13 protein-coding genes and 1 tRNA gene are annotated in these 23,920 nt (G+C 68.1%); 3 read left to right on the plus strand and 11 right to left on the minus strand.

Annotated features, from left to right (window positions below; translation table 11 throughout):
- Positions 1 to 18: 18 nt before the first annotated feature.
- Positions 19 to 696, minus strand: coding sequence for a hypothetical protein (locus ACFWZ1_RS16585; RefSeq protein WP_439667244.1), 678 nt, complete (start codon positions 694 to 696; stop codon positions 19 to 21).
- 191 nt (positions 697 to 887) lie between these two features.
- Here ACFWZ1_RS16585 and ompR point away from each other — a divergent pair, with 191 nt between their 5' ends.
- The 3 genes from ompR to ACFWZ1_RS16600 all read left to right on the plus strand — a co-directional run bounded on the left by ompR (position 888) and on the right by ACFWZ1_RS16600 (position 5,245).
- Positions 888 to 1,604: an osmolarity response regulator transcription factor OmpR gene (ompR, locus tag ACFWZ1_RS16590; RefSeq protein ID WP_439667245.1), complete on the plus strand. Its 717-nt coding sequence runs from the start codon at positions 888 to 890 to the stop codon at positions 1,602 to 1,604.
- Entirely contained in the window at positions 1,601 to 2,890 is a 1,290-nt protein-coding gene (locus tag ACFWZ1_RS16595; RefSeq protein WP_439667246.1) for an ATP-binding protein, read from the plus strand. The genes ompR and ACFWZ1_RS16595 overlap by 4 nt, the downstream gene beginning before the upstream one ends.
- Before the next feature lie 141 nt (positions 2,891 to 3,031).
- Positions 3,032 to 5,245 carry an ATP-binding protein gene (locus ACFWZ1_RS16600; RefSeq protein ID WP_439667247.1) on the plus strand — a complete coding sequence of 738 codons (2,214 nt, stop codon included), beginning with the start codon at positions 3,032 to 3,034 and terminating at the stop codon, positions 5,243 to 5,245.
- A 181-nt stretch (positions 5,246 to 5,426) separates the two neighbouring features.
- Here ACFWZ1_RS16600 and ACFWZ1_RS16605 read toward each other — a convergent pair.
- The 10 genes from ACFWZ1_RS16605 to ACFWZ1_RS16650 all read right to left on the minus strand — a co-directional run bounded on the left by ACFWZ1_RS16605 (position 5,427) and on the right by ACFWZ1_RS16650 (position 23,885).
- Positions 5,427 to 5,503 (minus strand) — tRNA-Arg (locus ACFWZ1_RS16605).
- A 279-nt stretch (positions 5,504 to 5,782) separates the two neighbouring features.
- Positions 5,783 to 7,681, minus strand: coding sequence for a M61 family metallopeptidase (locus ACFWZ1_RS16610; protein WP_439667248.1), 1,899 nt, complete (start codon positions 7,679 to 7,681; stop codon positions 5,783 to 5,785).
- A gap of 137 nt (positions 7,682 to 7,818) precedes the next feature.
- Positions 7,819 to 9,717 carry a M61 family metallopeptidase gene (locus tag ACFWZ1_RS16615; RefSeq protein WP_439667249.1) on the minus strand — a complete coding sequence of 633 codons (1,899 nt, stop codon included), beginning with the start codon at positions 9,715 to 9,717 and terminating at the stop codon, positions 7,819 to 7,821.
- A 270-nt stretch (positions 9,718 to 9,987) separates the two neighbouring features.
- Positions 9,988 to 11,478, minus strand: a complete 1,491-nt coding sequence (locus ACFWZ1_RS16620) for an amino acid permease (RefSeq protein WP_439667250.1) — start codon at positions 11,476 to 11,478, stop codon at positions 9,988 to 9,990.
- 255 nt (positions 11,479 to 11,733) lie between these two features.
- Positions 11,734 to 13,029 carry a sterol desaturase family protein gene (locus ACFWZ1_RS16625; RefSeq protein WP_439667251.1) on the minus strand — a complete coding sequence of 432 codons (1,296 nt, stop codon included), beginning with the start codon at positions 13,027 to 13,029 and terminating at the stop codon, positions 11,734 to 11,736.
- 175 nt (positions 13,030 to 13,204) lie between these two features.
- Positions 13,205 to 16,282, minus strand: a complete 3,078-nt coding sequence (locus ACFWZ1_RS16630) for a TonB-dependent receptor plug domain-containing protein (RefSeq protein WP_231322293.1) — start codon at positions 16,280 to 16,282, stop codon at positions 13,205 to 13,207.
- 240 nt (positions 16,283 to 16,522) lie between these two features.
- The gene (locus tag ACFWZ1_RS16635) at positions 16,523 to 17,545 is read right to left on the minus strand and encodes a glycerophosphodiester phosphodiesterase (protein ID WP_439667252.1); all 1,023 of its coding nucleotides are present in this window, start codon (positions 17,543 to 17,545) and stop codon (positions 16,523 to 16,525) included.
- A 78-nt stretch (positions 17,546 to 17,623) separates the two neighbouring features.
- Positions 17,624 to 18,727 carry an acyltransferase family protein gene (locus tag ACFWZ1_RS16640; protein WP_439667253.1) on the minus strand — a complete coding sequence of 368 codons (1,104 nt, stop codon included), beginning with the start codon at positions 18,725 to 18,727 and terminating at the stop codon, positions 17,624 to 17,626.
- A 17-nt stretch (positions 18,728 to 18,744) separates the two neighbouring features.
- Positions 18,745 to 21,021 (minus strand): beta-N-acetylhexosaminidase, encoded by a 2,277-nt coding sequence (locus ACFWZ1_RS16645; RefSeq protein ID WP_439667254.1) that lies wholly within the window; start codon positions 21,019 to 21,021, stop codon positions 18,745 to 18,747.
- A 149-nt stretch (positions 21,022 to 21,170) separates the two neighbouring features.
- Positions 21,171 to 23,885, minus strand: coding sequence for a TonB-dependent receptor (locus tag ACFWZ1_RS16650; RefSeq protein WP_439667255.1), 2,715 nt, complete (start codon positions 23,883 to 23,885; stop codon positions 21,171 to 21,173).
- Positions 23,886 to 23,920: the final 35 nt, after the last annotated feature.

Below are 23,920 nucleotides of genomic sequence, written 5' to 3' on the forward strand. Positions count from 1 at the left end.
CGCATCCGCTCCCTGGGGTTACCTGCACTCGAAGGTCTGGCCCTGCGCATTGGTGCAGGTGCCACTGTGGCTGAGGCCTTCGCGGCGCGTGACACGGGTCTGGCCTTCATAGGTGTTGCCGTTGGCGCCGATGATCGTGCTGTCATGGTCCAGCATGCCGCCGGCGCGGGTGGTGCTGCCCTCGTAGCTGCCGCGCACGCCGCTGGCCTCGGTCTGGCGGCTGGCCGTGCGTTCGCCGTCTGCGCCGCGCGTGCGACTGCCGCTCTGGTTGAAGCTGCCGCCCGCGGCGCCCTGGCCGCTCACTGCATAGTCGGCTTGCATCGAGCCATCCGGGTTGCGCTGTACGTTGCGCCCGCCCCGCATCGTTCCCCCGTTGGCGCCCTGCGCAACGACGCCACCCTGGCGGGCGATCGTACCGTCGCCGTCCACCGTGGTGCGATGGCCACCGGCGATGCGGCCGTTGGGGCCGGCCACGCCGCTGGCGCGCGCGTGGCCGAGGTCGCCTTCGCCACCCCGCACGGTGCCGCCGGCATGCCAGGCGCGGCGGCCGTCCGGCCCGTTGGCCAGGGTGCCGTGCACGCGCGCGGCGCCGCCATCGCCCGTGCGGTGGGCTGCCGCGCGGTGGTGCACGCTGGCCGGGGATGGCGGGGCGACGAGCAGGCAGGCAAGACCGAGCGGCAGGATCGACAGGCGCATGGCGGACTCCTTGGATGGACGCGTCCGGGCTGGACGTGGGGCGATCCTCCGCCCTCCGCGCGCCACAGGTGTGTCGCCTGCGCACGCCGATGTGAGCGGGTGTTGCCCCGGCCCGTCGCGGAAATACCCGCTTACAAATCGGGCACCCGCCCGCTTGCCGCCCGGGCAGCGCCACGCGATAGTCCGCGCCCATGGACCCGGCCCACATCCTGGTCGTCGACGACGACCTGCGCCTGCGCGACCTGCTGGAGCGCTACCTCGAGCAGCAGGGCCTGCGCGCGTTCGGCGCCGCCAACGCCGCCGGCATGCGCCGCGCGCTGGCCGCGCATCACGTCGACCTGATCGTGCTGGACCTGATGCTGCCCGACGCCGACGGCCTGGAGCTTTGCCGCAGCCTGCGTGCCGAGGGCGTGGACACGCCGGTGATCATGCTCACCGCCAAGGGCGACGACGTCGACCGCATCGTCGGCCTGGAATTGGGCGCGGACGATTACCTGCCCAAACCGTGCAACCCGCGCGAGCTGGTCGCGCGTATCCGAGCCGTGCTTCGCCGCCGCCCGCGCGAGGCGGTCGGCGCGCCCCAGGCCGAACAGGCACCGGTATCGTTCGGCCGCTTCGTGTTCGATCCGGCCACGCGCCAGCTGCTCGATGGCGAGGCGTTGGTGAAGCTCACCAGCGGGGAGTTCGCCGTGCTCGCCGCGCTGGTCGCCCACCCGTTCCAGACGCTCAGCCGCGAACGCCTGATCGCGCTGGCGCGCGGGCGCGGCCACGAGGCCTTTGACCGCAGCATCGACGTAATGGTCTCGCGCCTGCGCCGCTGCCTGGAGGACGACCCGCGCCAGCCGCGCTGGCTGCAGACGGTGTGGGGCGAAGGCTACGTGTTCGTGCCCGACGGCGGCCGCGCATGAGGCGGGCGCCATCGACCTTCGCGCTGGTGTTGATGCTGGTGGCCGCGGCATTGCTGCTGGCGCTCGCGCTGTCGGGCGCGTTGCAGCGGCGCTTCGGGCGGCAGGTGGTGAGCGACAGCTACGGTCGTCTTGCCATTGCCACGGTGCTGGCCACCGACGAACTCGCAGCACGCCCGCAGGATCCGGCCGCACGCGAGGTGCTCGGCTCGCTGCACCTGCTCGGCGTACAGCTGAGCAACGCCCAACCGCCCACGCCAAGCGTGCGCCGCCTCGCACCCGCACTGACTGCGGTGGCACGCACAATCGGCACCATGCTGGGCGACCCCACGCGGGTAGTGGCCACGCAGACGCCCGATTCGCAACTCTGGATCCGCAGCGCGCACGATCCGGCCCGCTGGATCGTGCTGCGGACGCCAAGCTACCGCCCTCGCCTGCTCGACTCGGCTCTGCTGCTCAGCGTGCTCGCCGGATTGATCGCACTGGCCGCCGCAGGCCTCGCCGCACGCCTGCTGACCCGCCCGCTCGAACGTCTCGCCGCGCAGGCATCGGCGCTGCTCGCTGGCGCACCCACCGATCCCGGCCTGGAGGGCAGCCCGCGCGAAGTGCGTCGTCTGGCCGACGCCATCGGCGACGCCGGCGAGCGCCTGCGCGGAGTCGCCCGCGAACGCGAGCTCATGCTCGCCGGCATCTCGCACGACCTGCGCACGCCGCTCGCGCGCCTCCGCCTGGCGCTCGAACTGGGCGACGCCGGCGACCCAGGCCGCCGCGCCGCCATGGTCGCCGACCTGGAAGAGCTCGACAGCGCGCTCGAGCAATGCCTGGCGTTCGTGCGCGAAGGGCGCGACGAAGCGCTCCAGTCCACCGACCTGTCCACTCTCGCAGGGCAGCTGCTGGCCCTGCGCTTGCGGCCGGACGACTGGCAGCTGGAAGGGCCGGGCGAACTTCTCGCGCCGGTTCGGCCGATCCTGCTGCGGCGCGCCTTGGGCAACCTGATGGACAACGCCGAACGCTACGGCGCACCGCCCTTCGCCGTGTCGCTCGCCCGCGAGGCCAGCGCCATCGAACTGCGCGTGACGGATCACGGAACCGGCGCCGCTCCCGAACTGTTGCCGCGGCTCGGCCAGCCGTTCCTGCGCGGCGACGCGGCACGCGGCGGCGGGGGCAGCGGCCTGGGCCTGTCCATCGCGGGCCGCGCCGCCCGCCTGCACGGCGGCGAGCTGCTCCTGGCCAACCGCCCCGGCGGCGGCTTCGTCGCCGCCGTGCGCCTGCCCATTCCACCCCGCTGAGCCACGCGCCACCAGGCCAGTCCGGTGCGGCGAGCCCTTTCCGCCTAGGAATCATTCCGGGGCCCGCCAAGCCCGACTGCGCGTACAATGCGGCCCAGCGGCACCGGCTCGCCGGCGCCTGCCAAGCAGGGGGAACCACCTATGAATCCTGGGACTGCGGAAGCGCCGCCCAGCTCGCTGCGCCTCATCGCGCAGCGTTTGCGCGACGGTCGGCTGGCCCGGCTGGTCGCGAGCTACGGCGAATACCACGTCTCGGTGCGCCGTGCCCTGCTGCTGGCCCTGACCCTCCTGTGGTGCCTTTACTGGCAGTACCTGGCCGGCCCCTCGCATTCCAAGGTCGTGCTGACTCGCGAGGCCCTGCTGCTGCGCCCGTGGGCGGAGCTGTTCTTCGCACTCAGCCTGGCGTGGATGGGCGCCGTGCGCCTGCGCGTGGTGCACACCACCGAGCTGGTCGACGGCATCGGCGCGGCGATGAACGTGCTTGGCATCGGCGTGCTGCTCGGCCTGGCTTGGAACCTTTGCATCTCGATGATCACGCTGCTGCCGCTGGCGACCATCATGGTCGGCACGCGTTTCGGCCGCCGCATGTTCTTCGTCTTCATGGCCGGCTCGGTGCTGGTACTGGGCATGGCGGCGCCGCCGCACTACTGGGTCGACCGGCCGGCGTTCGTGCCGTTCGCGCTGGTGCTGCTGGTCGGCCTGCCGCTGACGGTGTACCGGCTGCTCGGCACGATCTCGGCCATCTCGCAGTCGGCGCTGCACTCGCGCGATGCGCAGAGCCGCTTCATCGCCACCATGAGCCACGAGCTGCGCACGCCGCTCAACACCGTGGTACATGCTGCCTCGCTGATCGACACCGCCGCGCTGGAGGCCTCCGACCGCCAACTGATGCACGCGCTGCGCGCCAACGCCACCGCGCTTCTGCAGCGGGTCAACGACGTGCTCGACGTGGCGGCGATCGACGCCGGCCGTCTGCACTTCGCCCGCGAACCGTTCCTGGTCGCCAATGTGCTCGGCCAGGTGCGCGACGTGGTCGGTCCGCTCGCGCACCAGCGAGGCGTGCGCCTGCGCACCGTGCAGGGCCGCGGCCTGGACGACGCCATGCTGGGCGATTCCGGCCGCATCGCGCAGGTACTGATCAACCTGGGCACCAATGCCGTCAAGTTCACGCCGGCCGGCGGCGACGTCACCATCGAACTGCGCCTGGCTGACAACGGCCTGATCCAGCCACGCCTGCTCTGCACCGTCACCGACACCGGCAACGGCGTGCCGGACGAAATGAAGACGCGGATCTTCGACCCGTTCTACCAGACCAGCGACGGCCTGGTTCGCCGCCACGACGGCACCGGCCTGGGCCTGCACATCGTGCGCAGCATCTGCCAGCAACTGGGCGGGCGCGTGGCGGTCGGCGACAACCCCGGCGGCGGCAGCATCTTCACCGCGGCCATGCCGCTGGAGCGCGCCGCGCCCGAGCAGGCGGTCACCGAACCGCTCGACACCGTCAGCGCGCTCGACGCCCACCGCGCCCGCGTCCCGGCGATCACCTGCCTGGTGGTCGACGACAACCGTTCCAGCCGCGACACCCTGGGCCACCTGCTGCGCCGCGCCGGCCACCGCGTCATCTTTGCCGGCAGCGGCGAGGAAGGCCTGCAGGCGATGGAGGGCCCGCACCGCCCGCAACTGGTGCTGCTGGACATGCACATGCCCGACCTCTCCGGCCTGGACGTGCTCGCCCGCCACCGCCAGCGCCATCCCCACGACGGCATGGCCATCGTGGTGCTGAGCGCCGACTCCGATCCCGACGCGATCGAACAGGCCCTGGCCCAGGGCGCCAGCGCCTACCTCACCAAACCGGTCTCGATCGAACGTCTGCTGGGACTGCTGCGCCAGGTCGGCACCAGCGCGCCGAACGTCACGGCCAGCGCGCCATCGCCCGCCGCAGCGGTCGAGGCGCCGCTGGATCCGGGCACGCGCCCGGCCGAAAGCTCGCTCGCCCTGATTTGCCGCATCGCCACGCCCGAGCAACGCCGCACCTACCTGCAGAGCTGGCAGAGCGAGCTGCAGAATGACAACGAAGAGTTCCTCGTCGCCCTGCGTGCGCACGATCACGCCGCCACGTCCGCACGCCTGCATCGTTTGCAGAACGCATTCCTAGTGATGGGACGGAGCGAAGGTGTTCGCCTCTGCTCCCTGCTTCGTGAAACGATCCGCGCGAACGGCGGCGTCGAACCGGCATTGGGTGCGCTGCAGGCCGAGTTGCTCGCGACGGCCTCGATGCTGCGCGACCTGCTGGCGGAAACCCCGCCCGCCAGAAAGGTCGATAACCCCGCGAACCTGCGTCCGGCATCCCTTTAGCAGGCCCTTGCCGCGATCGGTTCAACCTGCCCGGGACGCGACCCTCCGTGCGATGAGGCGATCGGTCTTCACTCGGAAGGCACCCGGGTCCGGTGGTGTGTCACCGCCGCAAACTCTTCCGAAAAGCTCGCGTCGCGCCGAGCGCGGTTTGAGATTCAAGGGAAGGAGTGACAGCAGAAGATGGCGCGCCTGGAGGGATTCGAACCCCCGACCAATGGCTTCGGAAGCCACTACTCTATCCGGCTGAGCTACAGGCGCGTGGTGTTGCGGGGTGCGCGGGATCGGAGCTCGATCCTCGGCGGACGGGCAGTATAGCGGAGTTGGGTGGGGAGGTTCATGCCGTTCCTTCGCCCGTCGCAGCGGTACGGATCGACCTGGCAAGGATGGGTGGAGCGCGGAGTCGGGGTACCGCCTCACGCTCCGCCTGCCCCTCCCGAGGGGGAGAGGGGCTTTTGGTTTCGGCATGGAGGGGCCTTGGGCAAGCCTTGGCCCCTCACCCCAACCCTCTCCCCGAAGGGAAGAGGGAGCAGCATGCGCTTACAGCGGCTTGATCAGGTCGGACAGGGTGTCCGGCTTGCTGTCGTCGCGGACCAGGTGCGGGTACTTGAGGCCGTCGTGGTAATCGATGCGGACGGTCTTGTATTCGTCGAAGTTCTTTACCAGCAGTTCGACCGGCTGGCTCTTGTTCTTCGCCGCGGCAGTGACCGCGTCCTTGACGGCGTCGGCGGAGTACTCCTTGCCGTTGACCGCGACGATGGTCATCGCGGGCGAGAGGCCGGCCTTGAACGCGGGGCTGTCCCACAGCACGTCGCCGATGGAGCCGTCCTTGCCGAGCGACAGGCCCAGCGAGTAGGTCAGGTCGGCCGCGTGGCGGCGCGATTCCATCGCCTTGACCGCCTTGGACGGCTTGTCGGTGTAGACCAGTTTCCAGCCGTGCGAGGCGATGCCGCCGATCAGCGGACCGTGGCCGTCCAGGCGGGTGCGCAGGTAGCTCGTCCAGTCATACGGCGCGATGTCGTTGAGCGTCTTCACCACGTCTTCGAAGGTATAGGTATTGACGCTCCAGTCGCCGTTGTTCATGCCGAAGAAGGCGCGCGCGAAGTCGTCGATCTTCTTCTTGCCGCGGGTGAGCTCACGCAGCTTGCCGTCGACGTCCAGCCAGATCATGGCGCCGGCCGAGTAGTAGTCCTCGGACGCCTGGTAATTGCGGTAGGGCAGCGGGCGGCGCTGGGCGATGGTCGGGTCGTTGGTGGTGTCCTGCACGTTGCGCCAGCTGGCCAGGCCCGGGCGGCCCTGGTCGTAGGTGGCGGCGACGAGAGCGAACATGTCCAGCGTCTCGTCCTTGTTCCAGAGCCCCGCGCGGGCGGCGATGACGTTGCCCCAGAACTGGGTCTGGCCCTCGTACACCCACAGCAACGTGTCGCTCATCGGCACGTTGAAGTTGGGCGTGGTCAGATCCGCGCCGCGGCGGTATTTGCCGTCCCAGGAATGGTTGAACTCGTGCGAGAACAGGTCGCGCGCGTAGACGTTCTTGTCCCATTCGGTGAAGTAGTCGGCGCCCACGCCGTCTTCGCTGGAGCGGTGGTGCTCCAGGCCGTTGCCGCTCATCTTGTCGCTGAGCGAGACCAGGAAGTCGTAGTGGTCGTAGTGGTGGGCGCCGTAGAGCTTGTACATCTGCTGGACCAGCTCGCGGTGGGGCTTGATCTGCTCGGGCTTCATCTCGAGGTATTTCGGATCGTCGGCGACGAAGTTCATGAACACCGGCGTCTTGGCGCCCGGATCGAGATCGACGCGCTTGAAGTACTTGCCGGCGTAGATCGGCGAATCGACCAGCGCGTTGTAGGTCAGCGGCTTGTAGGTGACGGTGTCGCCACTGGTGGAGGCCACTTCCAGCGCGGTGCCGGCCTTCCAGCCCGCCGGGTAGGTGACGCTGCCCTGCGTGTTGATCTTGCGGATGTTGTACCCGGCCGGGTACAGGCTCATCGCATCCCACTGCAGGTTGAGCATTTCCGGCGTCATCACGACGCGGCCCTGGCGCGGGTCCTGCGGCGAGAGGAACTCGAAGTAGGCCTGCACCTCCGTGGCGCCCTGCGGCACGTCGACATGGAAGGCGTAGACGTTGAGCGGGTCGCGGGTCCACGGCAGCACCTTGCCGTTGGCCTTGATGACCAGGCCGGCGAACTTGTCGATCGGGCCGGTCGGCGAATGGTGGCCGGGGATCCACTGCGGGAACAGCAGGGTCAGCGGGCCGGCTTGTGCGGGGATCGTCTCGTTGACACGGAACACGCGGTGGGCGAGGTCGGTGGCGTCGACGGCGATCTTGAGGGTGCCGTTGAAGGGTGCGTCGCCGATCGCCGGCACGTCGGCGAAAGCGGGCGCGGCGACCAGCGCGAAGCCGGCGAGCAGCAGGGCGGATGCAAGGGGTTTGGTTTTCACGGAAGGGGCTCTCCGGTGGTGGCGCTCGAAGCTCGCCGTTCGTTCCGGGCGCGGCGCGGCAAGTGATCGCCGCGTGCCGCTCCTTCGGCTTCGGCCCTGCGGGCCTGCGCTCGGGACGAACGGTGAGGGTGGATGGGTTACTTGCGCGGGGTGGTGATCACGGTCAGCAGGTCCTTGCCGTCGGCGCGGACCAGGTGCGGGTATTTCAGGCCACCGTGGTAGTCCACCTTGACGGTGGTATAGACGTCCACGTTCTTGACCAGCAGTTCGACCGACGCCTTGCTGGTCTTCGCTGCCTTGACCGCGTCCTTCAGCGCGTCGGGCGAGTAGTCCTTGCCGTTGACCGCGACGATGTCCAGGCCCGGCACCAGGCCGGCCTTGAACGCAGGGCCGTCCCATTGCACGTCGTAGATGTTGCCGCTCTTGGACGCGGACAGGCCCAGCGAATAAGCCAGGTTGACATTGTGGCGCAGCGACTCGGCTGCCTTGGTTTCGGCGTTGGGCGCGTCGGTGTAGACCAGCTTCCAGCCGCCGCGCTCGATGCCGTGCTCGGGCAACTGGTCGCCGGTGTAGTCCAGGCGCGTGCGCAGGAAGGTTTTCCAGTCGTACGGCTGCACCTGGTTGAGGGTGTTCACCACGTCGTCGAAGGTGTAGGTCTTCGTCACGTAGCTGCCGTTGTCCATGCCGAAGAAGGCGCGGGCGAAATCGTCCAGCGAGTGCTTGCCGCGGGAGAGCTCGCGGATCTGCGTGTCGACGTCCAGCCACAGGAGCTGGCCTTCCGGGTAGAAGTCGGTGCCGCGGCGGTAGTTGCCCCAGCCGCCACCGCCGTAATAGGTCAGCGGCGCGGCGTCGGCGGTGTCCTGCAGCGAGCGCCAGGCGCGGCCGGTACGCGCGGACATGGCGGCGGCGATGTCGGCCATCGAGTCGCGGTACTGCTCGGCCGTCCACATGCCCGAACGGGTGGTCAGCACGCCGGCCCAGTAGTCGGTGAGGCCTTCGTAGACCCACAGCAGGTCGTCTTCCTCGACCGTGTTGAAGTCCGGCGCCCACAGCTTGGCCGGTCGGCGGAATTTGCCGCACCAGGAATGCACGTACTCGTGCGGCATCAGGCTGGCCATCAGCGCGTAGGACTTGTCGTCCGTCAGCATGTCCGCCGGCAGGCGGTCGTCGCTGGACTGGTGGTGCTCCAGGCCGAAGTGGCCGGTGTGGTCGGACAGCGTGAGCAGGAAGTCGTAGTGCTGGTAGTGGTGCGCGCCGAACAGCAGGCCCGCCTGGTCGACGAGCTCGCGATGCTGCTTGAGCTGTGCGTCGGTGAGCTTGACCTGGTCCGCCTCGTCGGCCACCACGTTCAAGTGCACGGGGACGTCGCCCTTGGGGTCAAGGTCCACGCGGTTGAAATGCTCGCCGGCGATCAGCGGCGAGTCGACGAAGTTGTTGAAGCTGACCGGCTTGAACGTGGTGCTCGCGCCGTTGCGCGCCTGCACGTCCATCGCGGTGGCGAACTGCCAGCCCATGGGCAGCGTCACGGTCGGCTGGATCTGGATCTGCCGCGTGTAGTAGCCCGCCGGATAGAAGGCGACTTGGTTGAACTCCACGTCGACCAGGTTCGGCGTGGACGAGGCGCTCGCGCCGAACATGCCGCCTTCGCCCGGGGAGAGGAACTGGAACTCGAGCTCAAGCGCGCTGGCGCCCTCGGGCACGGTCATGTGCAGCGAGTACATGTCGCGCAGGTCGCGGCGCCACGGTACGCGCTTGCCGTTGGCGGTGATGATCAAACCCGCGAGGTTGTCGATCGGGCCGGAGGGCGAATGCTCCCCGGGAATCCACTGCGGGTAGTACAGCGTGAACGCACCCGGCTTGGCCGGAATGGTTTCGTGCACGCGGAAGATCTTCTTCGGCGCGTCGGTGAGGTCCACCTTCAGCGTGAGCATGCCCGGATAGGGCACGTCCTGCGCCGGCGCGTGGCCCGCCTGCGCAGCCATCGAGAAGGCCGCACCCAGCGCGACCACCAGCAACTTCGATCGAACGTCTTTCACTTTCGCTTCCCCTGGCGAGCATCGGCGGCGCGCACGCCGCGCCGTCACCTGCCAGGCCGGGGTAGAGACACCGCCCGATAGCCGACATGACAGTCATCCGATGGTAGGACGAAGGTCACGCCCCTCCCCCTGCCAGAGGTCACGCCGGACGGGTCCACTGTCGCGTGCAGCGGCAGGCCAGACATTCCGCAGGGGGTTGGCCCACCATCGCCGCCTGGCAGCGGGGTGGGCCGAAGCCCATCCTGCGGCCGCACCGTCGCGACGACTCCGCTACCGCTCCTGCCGCTCCAGGTTGCTGTGCCGCGCGCCGTAAAAGAGGTAGATCGCCAGGCCAAGGACCATCCACGCCACGAAGCGCCAGATGGTGATGGCCGGCAGGCCACCGAGGAAGTGCAGGCGGCCGTCGGTGATCCAGGGCCAGCCGACGATCAGGAAGAGCGAGAACAACATGCCGGCCGGCGCGATCAGCCACAGCGCCGGCGTGCGGAAGCTGCGCTCGAGGTAAGGTTTGCGCACGCGCAGGATGAGCACCGACGCGCAGATCACGATGAATGCCGAAAGCGTGCCGATGTTGACCAGCTCGGCCACTTCGCCGATCGGCAGGAAACCGGCGACCAGCGCGGTGAACACGCCCAGGATCATGGTCGGGCGCGCGGGCGTGCCATATTTGGGGTGGATTTGCGAAAACCACTTCGGCAGCAGTCCGTCACGCGACAGGGCGAACCAGATGCGCGCGGCACCGAGCATGAAGGCGAACATGACGCTGGTGATGCCGGCGATCGCCGCCACCGAAATGATGCCGCGCACCCAGTCCAGCCCCAATGCCTTGAACGCCGCATCCACTGGCGCCGGCGAGTTGAGCTGCGCGTACGGCACCATGCCGGTGAGGACCAGCGAAACCGCCAGATACAGCGCCATCGACACGGCCAGCGACAGCAGCACGGCGCGCGGCAGGTCGCGCTGCGGGTTCTTCGCCTCCTCGGCCGCGGTGGTCAGGGTGTCGTAGCCGAACACCGCGAAGAACACCACGCTGGACGCGGCCAGTACGCCGCCCCAGCCGAAATGGCTGCCAGCCGCGTCAGTGACCACCGGCGGGATGAACGGGTGCCAGTTGGCGGTATCGACGAAAAACGCGCCGACTCCGATCACCAGCGCCACGCCGAGCACCTTGATCACCACCACCGCCGTATTGAAGCGTGCGCCCCATTCGGTCTTGACCGTGAGCATCACCGCGATCAGCAGCGAGATGGCCGCGGCGATCACGTTGAACACGCGGCCGTTGCCCGGATGCAGCGGGTCGTAGGCGCCCTGCGCCCACACCGGCAGCTGTACGTGGAAGACCTGCTCGATCAGCGCCTGCACGTAACCGGACCAGCCGATCGCCACCACGCCCACGATCAGCGCGTACTCGATCAGCAGGTCCCAGCCGATGATCCAGGCGAACAGTTCGCCCAGCACCGCGTAGCCGTAGGTGTAGGCGCTGCCGGTGACCGGGATCATGCCGGAGAACTCAGCGTACGCGAGCGCCGCGCAGCAGCTGCCCAGGCCCGCGACGATGAAGGAAAGGATCACCGCCGGGCCGGCGTTGACCGCGGCTTGCTGGCCCGCCAGCACGAACACGCCCACGCCGATGATGGCGCCAATGCCGATCGCGGTGAGCTGCCAAAGCCCTAGTACGCGACGGAAATCCTTCGAGCCGCCTGCTTCGGACTGCAGCTGTTCGACTGACTTGTGACGCACCAGCTTGGCAAGAAAACCCATCGGATATCCCCTTGAAAACAAGCGGGCATCATAGCTTGGGGGTTGCACGTGGCCGCAAGCCGTGTTCGGCTGTTGGCATCCATCGTTCCGTCTGGAACATCTCTGCCGGGAGATGGCGGTGTGCGGGCATCAGCTACAGCGATGCTTGATCACCTCACGCGCGCCTTCGGGCGCGACCGCCTGCCGCCCTCCGCGATGGCCTTCCTGCCCACGCGGTCGCGGGGCGCTCCCGCAACGGATCGGTCAGGTCTGGGGTCAGTGGATTCCCACCGAGGGGCCTTTCGCGGCCGACGCCGGGTGCGTTCCCGCGACGGACGGTGTACGCGCCGGAATGAGCCACGGCAATGCCAGGGCGGCCAGGCCGAAGATCCCCATCATCGCCATCGCGAACCGCGGATCCAACTGCGCGACGCCGAACCAGCGACCGGTCGCCCAGGGCAACAGTGCCGTGGCCAGCACGCGCACCGCTTCGATCCAGCGCGCGGCGCGTCGGCCTTCCATCAGTGCGCCCAGCACGGTGAGGCTGCCGACAAGATAGGCCGCGTAGGCCAGCAGCGTCGACAGGCTCGCGCGAGCGCTGAGGTCAAGGAAGTGCGTGGCCATGCCCAGCAGCAACGCGAACTGCAAAAGGCAGTAGAGGGTCAGCGCGCGCGGCATCGGCGGATCGAAGCGCTCGCGCCGGATGTCGAACGCGGGCCTGGGGAAACGCGCAACCACGTCCGCCGGGCGCCAGCCTGGCGGCTTGAGCCAGACCAGCGCCTTGTCGCGCCAGCGTCGCGCATGCCACATGTCCTTCGCCGCCGCCCAGTACACCTCGGCGTTCGCCCACAGCGGATTGAAGCTGCGTAGCGGGGCGCGGGTGCCGTACACCGGCGGGTCCGCATCGTCTTCTTCGACGAAGGTGCCGAACAGCCGGTCCCAGACGATCAGGATGCCGCCGTAGTTGCGGTCCAGGTAGCGATCATTGACTGCGTGGTGCGCACGGTGATTGGAGGGCGAGCAGAACACGCGGTCGAACCAGCCCAGCCGGCCGACCTGTTCGGTGTGCACCCAGAACTGGTAGAGCAGGTCGATCAGCGCGACCACCACGAACACTTCGGTCGGAATGCCGGCCAGCGCCATCGGTAGATAGAACAGCCAGCCCAGCAGCACGCCGCTGCCGGTCTGGCGCAACGCGGTGGAGAGGTTGTAGTGCTCGCTCTGGTGGTGCACCACATGGGCAGCCCAGAGGACGTTCACCTCGTGGCCGGCGCGATGCAGCCAGTAGTAAAGGAAGTCGTAGGCAAGCAGCGCGACCAGCCACACGGCGATGTTGCCGGCGGGCAGGTCAATCGGGGCGACGTGCACGGCGACCCACGCGTAGATGCCGATCGAGAGCAGCTTGCCGAACACGCCCACGACCTGGGAGATCACGCCCAGGCCGATGCTGCTGATCGCGTCGCCGGTGCGGTAGGCCGCACGGCCACGCCAGCGAGCCACCAGCAGTTCCAGGCCGATCAGTGCGAAGAAGATCGGCGTGGCCCAGGTGATGATCAATTCCTGCACGTGCATGGCGCTTGCGGCGAACGCCGTCCCCGAGTGGCGGTCCAGGCATTCATCCTACCGCGCGGCAAGGGGGTCCGGTGACGAAGCGCGACCGGTTGCGCGCACAAAAAAAGGGCCGCAGGTAAACCTGCGGCCCCGGTGCTGCAACGGACTGCGGACAGCCCGGATGTTACTTACGACCTCAGAAGTCGTACGACACGCCGAAGCGGACGTAACGCGGGGTCTGCGAGCTGTACGGACGCTTGTAGCTGGCGCTCGTCGAGATCGGGTAGACCTGCGTGGTCTTCTGGCTGTCGAACACGTTGTAGACCATCACGTTGAAGGCCAGGTGCTTGTCCGCCCACTCCGGACGGTACTCGGCGCTCAGGCTCAGGTTGTAGGTCCACGGGTTGCGGCTGTCGCCCGGCGAAGACGGAACGCCGTCGCAGAAGTGGTAGTACGGACCGTAGCCCAGGCCCGGATTGGTCTGGTCGGCGCCGTAGTAACCCAGGCAGGTACGCGGCATGCCCGACAGGATCGCCAGGTTGCCCGACACCATCACCTCAGGCGTCAGCTGGTAGGAGCCGTACGCCTTGATCTGGTGGCGACGGTCGTTGGCCAGGGCGCCGTTGGCGTAGTCCATGGTCGCGGCGTAATCCCAGTCCACCGTGGCCGACACGTCGGTCTGGCCGATGTCGGTACGGACCTGGCCTTCGGCGTTGCCGTAGCTGCGCGAGAACAGGTAGTCGACCTTGCCGTACCACTTGCCGTCGAACGGATGCTCCAGGTACAGGTTCAGGCCGTAGTACTTGCGCTTCATCGTGGTGTTGAAGGCGAAGTCGCCACGCCAGGTCATCGGCACCTCGTAGTAGCCGCCACCGAGCTTCGGCACCAGGAAGTTCGAGGTCGAACCCGGGTTGATCAGGAAGCTGGCCGGGATCTGGCTGGCGTCGTAGGTCGCCGGGTCGATGCCCATCGCGTTCATCTTGGCGATGATCGAGACGTTGTCGCCGATGTCGTCGATCGCGTTGCGCAGGTTGCGGAAGGTGCCCTTGGCGCCCCACACCCACGAATCGCCCAGCTTCTTGTCGAAGCCCAGGATGTACTCGTCCTGGTACTCGGACTTGAGGTTGGTCGACGCGGCGGTCTTGGGATCGCGCGGGAAACCGTACTCGCCGTTGTTGGACAGCGGCTCGCCGGCGCCACGGCTGGTGTCGATCGGGGTCAGGCCGGTCGGGACGCCGTTGGCGTCGATGCCGGTGTAGGTGTAGTACACGCGGGTGTACAGCGAGGTACCAGCCGAACGCAGCGCGACGGAAGTCGGCAGCGCCAGGTAGTAACGACCGGCGTTACCGTAGACCTTGAAGCTGGAGTCGCCGTTGACGTCCCAGCTGAAGCCCACGCGCGGCGCCCACTGCGGCTTGGTCAGGCGCAGGAACGCGTCGCCGCCGCCACCGTAGTTGGTGAACTGGTCGTTGCGCAGGCCGATCTTGACCATCCAGCGGTCGTTGACCTGCCAGGTGTCCTCGATGTACTGCGCCTTCTGGTCCACGCGGACCGAGGCGTTGTCGTGGTAGCGGTACTGGGCGACGTAGAAGCCGCTCTCACCACCCGGCTGCGAGCCGGTGTTGGCGACCCACGGCGAGTTGCGCCAGTCGGCACCCGGCTGCGCGGTGCCCGGACCACCGATGATGTAGGTGTCCGCGTCGCCGTCCATGGTGTTGTATTCCCAGGCATAGCCCAGGCCGGCGTCGGGGAACTTGGTGCCCGCGTCGATGTTGGCCTGCTTCTGGTTGTCGATACCGGCGGTGATCGTGTGATCGCCGAGGTGGTAGCTGACGTCCAGGCGCAGGTTGGTGGTGGTCGAGCGGTGACCCGGCAGGTTGATCGTCGACACCGTCTGGTTGTTGGTGATCGGGTTGCCGCCGTTGATCGCCGGGTTCTGGTCCTGCGCACCGAAGATGTACGGGTTGGTCGGATCGTAATCCGGCGTGTTGCTGTACCAGGTGCCCTTCATCTTGCCGTACATCGCCGACACGGTCAGGTCGTCGGTGATGTAGCTGGTGAACTTGGCGGAGTACATGTCCGCGCCGTTCTTGGTGTGGGTGTCGTTGCTGTTGAAGTCGCCTTCGGTCAGCGTGTCGTAATCGAAGCTGTTGAAACGGCCTTCATACGAGGACTTGCTCGACGCGCCGGTGACTTCGAGGATGTTGCTGTCGTTGATGTTCCAGTCCAGCTTGCCGTACCACTTCGGGTTGTCGTAGCGGTAGTGGTCGGTGAACGGGGCAACGTTCGAACCGGTGGACTTGCCCTGCTCGCGCTCCGCCTCGACGGCGGCGAACATGAACAGCTTGTCCTTGATCAGCGGGCCGCCGACGTAACCGTCGACCGTGGTCACCCAGGTCTTGTTGTCCTGGCGGTACTGGCGCAGGGCACCGTCGGTGCCGTCGGCGTTGACGTAGTGCCAGTTCTTCGGGTCGCCCTTGAGCTGGCTCGGGGTCCACTGGACCTGGCCGCCGAAGTGCCATTCGTTGGTGCCGCGCTTGCCGACCTGGCTGATCACGCCGCCGTCGGAACGACCGTAGGCCGCACCGTAGCCGCCGCTCAGGATTTCCTGCTGGTCGATCGCGCCATACGGCAGGCTGATGCCGCCGAAGCCGCTGAGCGGATCAGTCGTGTTGAAGCCGTTGATGTAGTAGGCGTTCTCGGTGACCGAGGAACCGCCGAAGGAGACCACCTGGCCGCCCAGCGGGCCCTGGAACAGCGAGCTGCCCTGCACCACGCCCGGGGCCAGCAGCGCAATCGCTTCGGCGCTGCGCGCCAGCGGCAGCTTGGCCAGCTGCTCGGCGGTGATGACGGTGCGCGAGTCCACGCCGGTCACGTCGATCGTCGGCAGCGCGTTGGCGCTGACGGTGATGGCGGACAGGTTCTGGGCATCAGCCGCGCCCGCCGCAGCGAACGAGACCTGCGTACCGGCACCCACGCGCAGGGTGACGTCCTTGCGGGAATCGACGTTCTGGCCGTTCTGGCGCAGGGTGACGGTGTAGTCGCCCAGCGGCAGCTGGTTGGCGACGAAGTGACCGGAAGCGTCGACCGCGACTTCACGCGAGAAACCGGTGCTGTTCTGGATCAGGACGGTCTCGCCCTGGGCGGCCGGTGCATCACCGAAGATGCTGCCGGTGGTCGCCTGTGCAAAGGCAACGCCGGCGAAGCCCACGCTCAGGGCGACGGCGAGGGCCGTCCGGCGGATGGCCGGGCGATTGGCAACTTGCAAGCTCATGCAAAACTCCCCAAAACCTGTTTTGGAATAGAAGGACTGAGGCCATCGTTATGCCTCGTGGCAACGAGCACGATCGTCCATCCGCGTCCGAAAACGGTTCACAAGGAGTGCCTGAGGGAAGCCAGCAACCGCATAGGGGGATCGGTGCTGGCGAGACAGGCTTTGTGGGGAAGCGGGGCTCGTTTGACTGAACCTTAAGGTGCCCACAGCAAAAATTCAACATTTGTTGTAAAGGCGTTATTAACGCACCGCGGACCGACCCAGTGCGGGGTCATCGGTAAAGAACGCATCGACCCCGGCCTCCAGATGCGCGCGGATCTCCTCGATCGACCCCGCGGCATTGCGCGCACCCGGGTCTTCGCCGCGCCACAGCGTGCGCGGCAGGAACACGTTTTCCGGACGGAAGGTCCACGCGTGCACTTGGAGTCCCGCTGCATGGGCATCGTGCACCAGTGACGTCGGCGCACCGAGGCGGCCGTCGTCGTCCAGCGGCAGGATGGCGCGCGCGTTCGGGCCGATCGCATCGGCCCAGGTCGCTACCTCGCGCAGGCCGTCGGGCGTGAGCAGGTCGGCGTAGCGCAGGTGGCCACCTGCGACCGCGACATCCCACGGTTGCGTCTGCGGCTCGTCGATGAGCTGCAGCAGGCGCACGTTGGGCAAGTCGCCCAGGCAGCGGCGCAACGCGCGCAGGTTGGTGAGCTCGAAGGACTGGATCACCACCGGCACGCTGCGCGTGCAGGCATGCGCCCCGAGCGTGTCGAGCAGACGCTGCTCCATCGGCAGGCCCCGGCGCTGGAACCAGGTGCCGTGCTTGATCTCCGGGATCAGTCCGACCACCCGCCCCTGCCGCGCACCCTCGATCGCCAGCAGTTCGATGATTTCCTCCAGCGTGGCGATCGGGTATTGCCCGTCGTGGGCGGTGCCGCGCAGGTCGGGCAGACGCTCGCGGGTGCGCAAGGTCTTGAGTTCGGCCAGGGTGAAGTCTTCGGTAAACCAGCCCTCGACCGCGACGCCGTCGACGACCTTGCGCGTGCGTCTGGCGGCGAAGCGCGGGTGCGCGGCCACGTCGGTGGTCGCGCCGATCTCGTTCTCGTGACGGGCCACCAGCACGCCGTCGCGCGTCATCACCAGGTCCGGCTCGATCAGATCGGCGCCGTCGGCGATGGCGCGCGCGTAGGCGGCCAGGGTGTGCTCGGGCAGATGCGCGCTGGCGCCGCGGTGCGCGATGACCAGGGGGCGCGGAATGAGGGGACGTTCGCTCATGGCATGCGACCGCGGGATGGGTTTCAGTCCCCCGGCTCCAATGCGCCAGATGGGTTCGAGACCACCCTACGCGATCGCTCACAGTTTGAGGTAGAGCCGGCGCCGGTCCATCGCCCACGCGATCGCCCACCACAACGCCACGAAGGCGATCGCCCAGGTGAGCGACGCGATCCACGGACCGGCCAGCGGCGCGATCCAGCCGGCGAACAGATGCCGGTACAGCGGCTCCTGCCAGCCCAGCGCGGGTAGCGCGATCTGCAGCAGTTCGGAGCCGGCATAGGCGGCGATCGCATTCATGCCGAAGCGGCGGCCCAGCGCGGGCCAGCCACGCAGGTCGACCAGCCAATGGCACGCCAGCAGCGCCAGCATGGCCCAGCCGCCGGTCCACAACACGAACGAGGGCGTCCACAGGTTCTTGTTGAGCGGCATCCACGACGACCAGCCCGCACCGAACGCCAGCGCCACGAGGCCCGCCGCGAGCAGCCGCCCCGGTTGCCGCGCGCGCAGCCACGCGCCCGCGCACAGGCCAAGCAGGCTGCTGGCGATCGCCGGCAGCGTGGCGGGCAGGCCTTCCGGATCGTGCACCTGCCCGGTGGCGGGGTTGTGATCCCACACGTACTGCCCGAAGACCGCGCCATCGATGCGGTCGACGATGTTGTTCCATTCGTCCAGCGTGCCACCCGCCAGCAGCAGCACGGTGTAGCCGGCCAGCAGCGTCGCGATGGCAAGCCACCAGGCGCGTCGCGGCGTGTAGATGGCGAACGCGGCGACCACCGCGAAGCACACGCCGATCCGCTGCAGCACGCCCGGCCAGCGCATCTCGCGCCCCGGCAGCCACCACGCCGCCAGCGCGTTGATCGCCAGCCCCAGCGCGAGGATGCGCAGCGCCCGCCACAGCGCCGCATTGAGCAGCCGGTCGGACGCCACGCCCTGCTCCAGCCGCGGAAGAATCGCCAGCGCCACGGACACGCCCATCACGAACAGGAAGAACGGGAACACCAGATCGGTCGGCGTGCAGCCGTGCCACGCGGCGTGCTCCAGCGGCCAGTAGACGTGCCCCCAGTCGCCCGGATCGTTGACCAGCAGCATCGCCGCCACGGTGCAGCCGCGCAGGGCATCCACCGAGGCCAGGCGGCGGGCAACATGCTGCCCCGTCGAGGGCGCCGGCTGGTCCATCGTCATCGCCCTCGCGTGCGCCGTCAGCGCGGGGCGTCCAGCGATAGCCGTCCAAACGCGTACAACGGCCCGTCGCCGGGCGCGGTGAAGGCCATGCACAGGTCGTGCGCTCCCCGCTGACGCTCGAAGTGCGCGTCGAGCGCGAAGCGGCGCGGCGCGGCGGTCGGGTCGGGCAGCGGCAGGGTCGCCAGGATGTCGCCCTCGCAGCTGTCGCGACGGATCACCAGCTCACCGAACGCGGTAGTCCTGGGTCGCTGCACTACCAGCTTGGCTTCATGCGCGAGCGCATAGTTGTTGGGCAGCCGGGCCAGTTCCACGTGCAGCGCCTGCGCGCCATCCAGCGGCGCGGCGGGCCACACCTGGCATGCGTTGAACAGATTGATCGTGTAGACCGGCCGTCGCGACGTGGCATCGGGCAACGGCTGCACACGCAGGCGGAACGGATTGCCCGGGCAGTTGACCAGCGTGTTGCCGTCGCGCGCATACAGGTCCGCCGCGTCGAAGCGGCGCACGCGCCGTGCCAGGATGCTGCCATCCGGCGCAAACGTGGTGGCGCGCACGGTCAGCGGCAGCGTGACCGCCAGCGGCTTTGCGTAAGCCGGTGAATCCGGATTGGGCGCGCTGCCGTCCAGCGTGTAGCGCATGGTGCCGAAGCCGGACTGGTTGGCCAGCGTGAGCGTCGTCCTGCCATGGGCGCGCGCGGCCGCTTCGTCGATCGCCATGGAAGGCGCGAAGGCGCTGTCGGCCCAGGTGATACCCGCGCGGCGGTAGCGCTCGAGCTGTGCTGGCAGGCGCGCGAGGAAGCCCTCCCAGTCGTGGCGCGCCGGCGGCGTCCACAGCACTTCGGATAGCGCATCCAGCCGCGGGAACACCATGTACTGGACATGCCGCATGTCCGGCATGTGCTCGGTCCAGACATTGGCCTGCGCGCCCAGTATGTGCCGCGCCTGCGCCGCATCGAGCGCGGCCGGCACCGGTTCGAACGCGTAGATGTCAGCCAGGCTCTTGGGCGGGATGCGTCCGGTGGCCTCGTCGTCGCTGCTGCTCTGGAGCTGGTCGAAGTAGAGGTCCGGCGAGGGCGAGAGCACGACGTCGTGCCCGAGCTTCGCCGCATCGACCGCGCCTTCGGTGCCGCGCCAGGACATCACCATCGCGTCGCCCGGCACACCGCCCTGCAGGATCTCGTCCCAGCCGATCATGCGGCGCCCGTGCCGCTTCAGGTAGTCGCCCAGGCGGGCCATCATCCAGCTCTGCAGCTCGTCCTCGGTCTTAAGGCCCAGCGCCTTCATGCGCGCCTGCACCGCGGGCGAGGCCTGCCACTGGTCCTTCACCGCCTCGTCGCCGCCCAAGTGGATCCAGCGCGAGGGAAACAGCGTCATCACTTCGTCGAGCACGCTCTCCAGGAAATGGAGCGTGGGCTCGTCGACGTTGTACAGCGTGGTGTTGACGCCCCAATCCGGCGACACCGCGATGCGCTTGCCGGTTACGCCGAACTGCGGATAGGAGGCGACCGCCGCGGTGGCGTGCCCGGGCAGGTCCAGCTCCGGCACGATGGTGATGCCGCGCGCGGCGGCGTAGGCGACCAGCGCGCGGATGGTCTCCTGGGTGTAGTAACCGCCGTAGCGCGCCGGCTCACCGTCCTCGCCCGCGGCCGGCGGCGTGCGCCACGCGCCGACGCGCGTGAGCTCGGGCCAGCGCTTGATCTCGATGCGCCAGCCCTGGTCGTCGGTCAGGTGCCAATGCAGCACGTCCAGTTTGTGCAGCGCCATCTGGTCAATCAGTGCGCGGATCTCGTCCGGGGTCTGCATGTGCCGGACCGAGTCGAGCATCAGTCCGCGCCAGGCGAAGCGCGGCGCGTCGGCGATGTGCAGCGCGGGGACTGCGTCCTGCCCGGCCTCGTCCAGCAACTGGTAAAGGGTGACCGTGCCATGCAGCAGTCCCGCATCGTCCGCGCCGACGATGCGGATGCCATCGACACCGACGTCGAGCGTGTAACCGCCGGCGGCCAGACCGGCATGCACATCGCGCACCAGCGCGATGGCGCCCGCGATGGGCGCGCCTTCGGCCAGGGCAAGGCGGGGCCCGTGCGTGCGGGCCAATTGGGACATCAGGAATTGGGCCGCATGGCGCGCACCGTCGTCATGGGCGGGGATGCGCAACGGCGTGGCCGGTGCCAGCCTGTATTGGCCGTTGGCCAGGCGCAGCTGCGCGGGTCGCGGGATCAGCGAGGGTTCGACCGCTGCCGCGGAAGCGGAGGAGGCGGCCAGGCCCAGGAGCAGGCCGAGTAGCAAGCGGTGCATGCGTGGGCTCCATGGCAAAAAGCGGACCCGGCAAGCCGCCGGGCCCGGGCGGGGAGTTTGCCAAACTCCAAATGATCAGGACGCGGGCGGAACGCTCGTCGCGCTCCGCCCGCGCCCACCTTCTCCCGAGGGAGAGGGTTTCCGGCGCGTCAGAACTTGAAGCGCAGGTTGAGGTAGTACTGCCGGCCGTTGACGTAGAACGCGTACGGCTGCTTCCCGTAGGCGGCGTTCTGCGTGTAGTACTTGAGCTTGGGATTGTTGAGGTTCATCGCGTCCAGCGACAGCGACATCCAATCGGTCAGCTGCACGCCGACCGACGCGGCCAGGTTGCCGATGCCCTGCTGGAAGTAGGTGTCGGTGCGACTCACGCCGGCGTAGAACTCCGAGCGGTAGGTGTAGCTCACGCGCGCGTTGAAGCGCTGGTTCTCGAAGTAACCCGACACGTTGTAGGTATTCTTCGAGGTGCCCTGCAGCGGCACGTCGCCGGTGGCGTGGGCGTCGGCGTAGGTGTAGTTGGCCTGCACGCCGAAGTTGTCGCCGATCGGCTGGATGTAGTTGAGCTCGACGCCGCGCACCTTGCCGTCGACGTTGTGCGGCACGCTGATCAGGTAGTCGTTGAAGACGTCCTGGCCGGCCGCCTCGCTGGCCTGCATGTCCTTGAAGGTGCGCACCTCGTTGCCGAAGTTGACGTAGTCCTTCAGGTTCATCGCGTACACGCCGGCCGACACCAGGCCACGCGGCGAGAAGTACCACTCCAGCGCGGCATCGAAGTTGCTCGATACCAGCGGCTTGAGCTTGGGATTGCCGCCGCTGCCGGTGTGGGTCAGATCGTCGGCGGAAACGTAGCCGGCCAGCGCGGAATAGTCCGGCCGGGTCATCGTCTGCGAGGCGGCGAAGCGCAGCAGCACGTCGTCGGTGAGGGCGAACTTGAGGTTCGCGCTGGGCAGGAACTTGTCGTAGCTGGTCTGGTAGGTGTTCCAGTAGTAGTCGCCGAAGGCCGAGCCGGTGATCGGGCCGGTGACCGTAGTGGCCTCGGCGTCCGGCGCCGTGCTGGTGTAGCCGATGTTTTCCTTGGTCTTGATGTAGCGCACGCCGACGTTGCCGCTGGCGATGCCCGACTGGAAGTTCAGCTGAAGGTAGGCGGCCGAGTCCTTCTCCTCCACCTTGTAGACATCGTTGAAGTAGAAGCGCGAGACCGGATCGCGGTTGGCGAAGGCGTCATCGATGGCCGCCAGCTGGCCGGGCGTCCAGTACCAGATCGGGCCGGGGAAACTGCCACCCAGCGAGCTGCCGAAGTCGCCCGGGTAGTGCTGCACGTTGGTCGGATAGGCGGCCGGGTCGGTCCAGTTGGTGGCGAAGTCCGGGCCCTGGGCGATCTCGCTCGGGTTCTGCCGCGTGTGCTTGGCGTAGCGCGCGCCGAACTGCAACGAGCTGATGGCGCCGTCGTCGAAGGCCAGTTCGCCGTCGAACTGCGCCCAGTCCTCCTTGTCCTTCACCTTGATGCCCTGGCCGCCGAAGATCCAGCCCATGTCGGGGCGGATGCCCGAGGTCGAGCTGTTGTCGCCGCCGAGCGTCCAGTTGATCGGCTTGTCCAGGCCGCGCATGTCCCAGCTGGCGCCCGCGCCGGCCGCGGTGCCCAGTTCCATCACGTCCTGGGTCGGGCTGGAACCGGTGCCGCGGGTGGTGCCGACCTGGCCTTTGAGCGTGAGGTGGTCGGTGACGCGCCAGTCGGCGTCGAGGGTCAGGTACTTCGACTCGGACTGCGCGCCCGGGCGCGAGATCTGGTCGTACACGCCGTAGGCGCCGGTGCCGCCGCTGATCGAGCCGCTGGTGACCACGTTGTTGTCGATCGAACCCGGGGTCAGCACGCCACCGTTGGCCAGCGCGCTGCTGGCCCACATCATGTAGTTGCGGTTGAAGTTGTCGGCCTTGAGCTTGGAGTAGAAGCCGTTGAGGTCGAGCGTGAGGTTGTCGGTCGGCTTGAACTCGATGTCGATCACGCCGCCCTTGCGCTCGCGCTGCTGGGTGAACAGCACCGCACCGATCTCGTTGGGGTAGTAGACGGTGTTGCCGCCGATGGTGGTGGGCAGGTAGCCGCCGACCACTTCCTGGCCGTTGCGCTGCAGGCTGCGCTTCTCGTAGAAGGCCTGCACCATCACGCCGGCGGTGCCGCCGTCGTTCTTCCAGTTGAACAGGCCGCTGAACTGGGGCTTGGTATCGCCCGGCAGGTCCGAATACACGCCGCCGATCGACGCCTCGGCCGTCATCGGCTTGGCGAATTCCAGCGGCTTGCGCGTGATGATGTCGACCGAGCCGGCGCTGCCGCCCTCGACCAGGTGCGCCTCGGAACTCTTGTAGACCACCACCTGGTTGACGATTTCCGAGGGCAGCAGGCTGTAGCTGACGCTGCGGCCGACGGTCTGCACCTGGCTCAGCACGAACCAGTCGCCGGTGCCGATCGAGTGGCCGTTGACCAGGGTCTGGGTCAGGCTGGGCGCGGTGCCGCGCAGGCTCACGCGGTCGCTCTCGTCGAAGCCGCCTTCGCTGGCGCTGGAGGAGCTGATGTTCACGCCGGGCAGGCGCTGCAGAGTGTCGGCAACGTTCTTCGCCGGCAGCTTGCCGATGTCTTCGGCGGTCACGACCTCGACGTGCGAGTCGAACGCCTTCTTGGTTTCCAGCGATTCGGTTTCGGCGTTGCGGATGCCGGTGACCGTGACGGTGCCCAGCTGCTTGACCTTGTCGCGGTCGGTGCGCGGGGTTGTGGCGTTGTCGCCGGTCTGCGTGGCGTCCTGGGCGTGCAGCGCGCCGGCCAGGCAAAGGCTGGCGACGATGCTTGCGGCTAACAGCGTTTTGCGGTGTGACATGGTGCTCCCCTCCAGTCGGATCAGCAGCACGCGCG

It is taken from the genome of Frateuria sp. GZRe14 (assembly GCF_051900395.1).
Lineage (GTDB): Bacteria > Pseudomonadota > Gammaproteobacteria > Xanthomonadales > Rhodanobacteraceae > Frateuria_A > Frateuria_A edaphi.

Bases quoted from the DNA above. Each gene is read 5' to 3' on its own strand.
- ACFWZ1_RS16585 (WP_439667244.1), bottom strand. From the start codon at position 696: ATGCGCCTGTCGATCCTGCCGCTCGGTCTTGCCTGCCTGCTCGTCGCC.
- ompR (WP_439667245.1), top strand. From the start codon at position 888: ATGGACCCGGCCCACATCCTGGTCGTCGACGACGACCTGCGCCTGCGC.
- ACFWZ1_RS16595 (WP_439667246.1), top strand. From the start codon at position 1,601: ATGAGGCGGGCGCCATCGACCTTCGCGCTGGTGTTGATGCTGGTGGCC.
- ACFWZ1_RS16600 (WP_439667247.1), top strand. From the start codon at position 3,032: ATGAATCCTGGGACTGCGGAAGCGCCGCCCAGCTCGCTGCGCCTCATC.
- ACFWZ1_RS16620 (WP_439667250.1), bottom strand. From the start codon at position 11,478: ATGGGTTTTCTTGCCAAGCTGGTGCGTCACAAGTCAGTCGAACAGCTG.
- ACFWZ1_RS16625 (WP_439667251.1), bottom strand. From the start codon at position 13,029: ATGCACGTGCAGGAATTGATCATCACCTGGGCCACGCCGATCTTCTTC.
- ACFWZ1_RS16630 (WP_231322293.1), bottom strand. From the start codon at position 16,282: ATGAGCTTGCAAGTTGCCAATCGCCCGGCCATCCGCCGGACGGCCCTC.
- ACFWZ1_RS16635 (WP_439667252.1), bottom strand. From the start codon at position 17,545: ATGAGCGAACGTCCCCTCATTCCGCGCCCCCTGGTCATCGCGCACCGC.
- ACFWZ1_RS16640 (WP_439667253.1), bottom strand. From the start codon at position 18,727: ATGACGATGGACCAGCCGGCGCCCTCGACGGGGCAGCATGTTGCCCGC.
- ACFWZ1_RS16645 (WP_439667254.1), bottom strand. From the start codon at position 21,021: ATGCACCGCTTGCTACTCGGCCTGCTCCTGGGCCTGGCCGCCTCCTCC.
- ACFWZ1_RS16650 (WP_439667255.1), bottom strand. From the start codon at position 23,885: ATGTCACACCGCAAAACGCTGTTAGCCGCAAGCATCGTCGCCAGCCTT.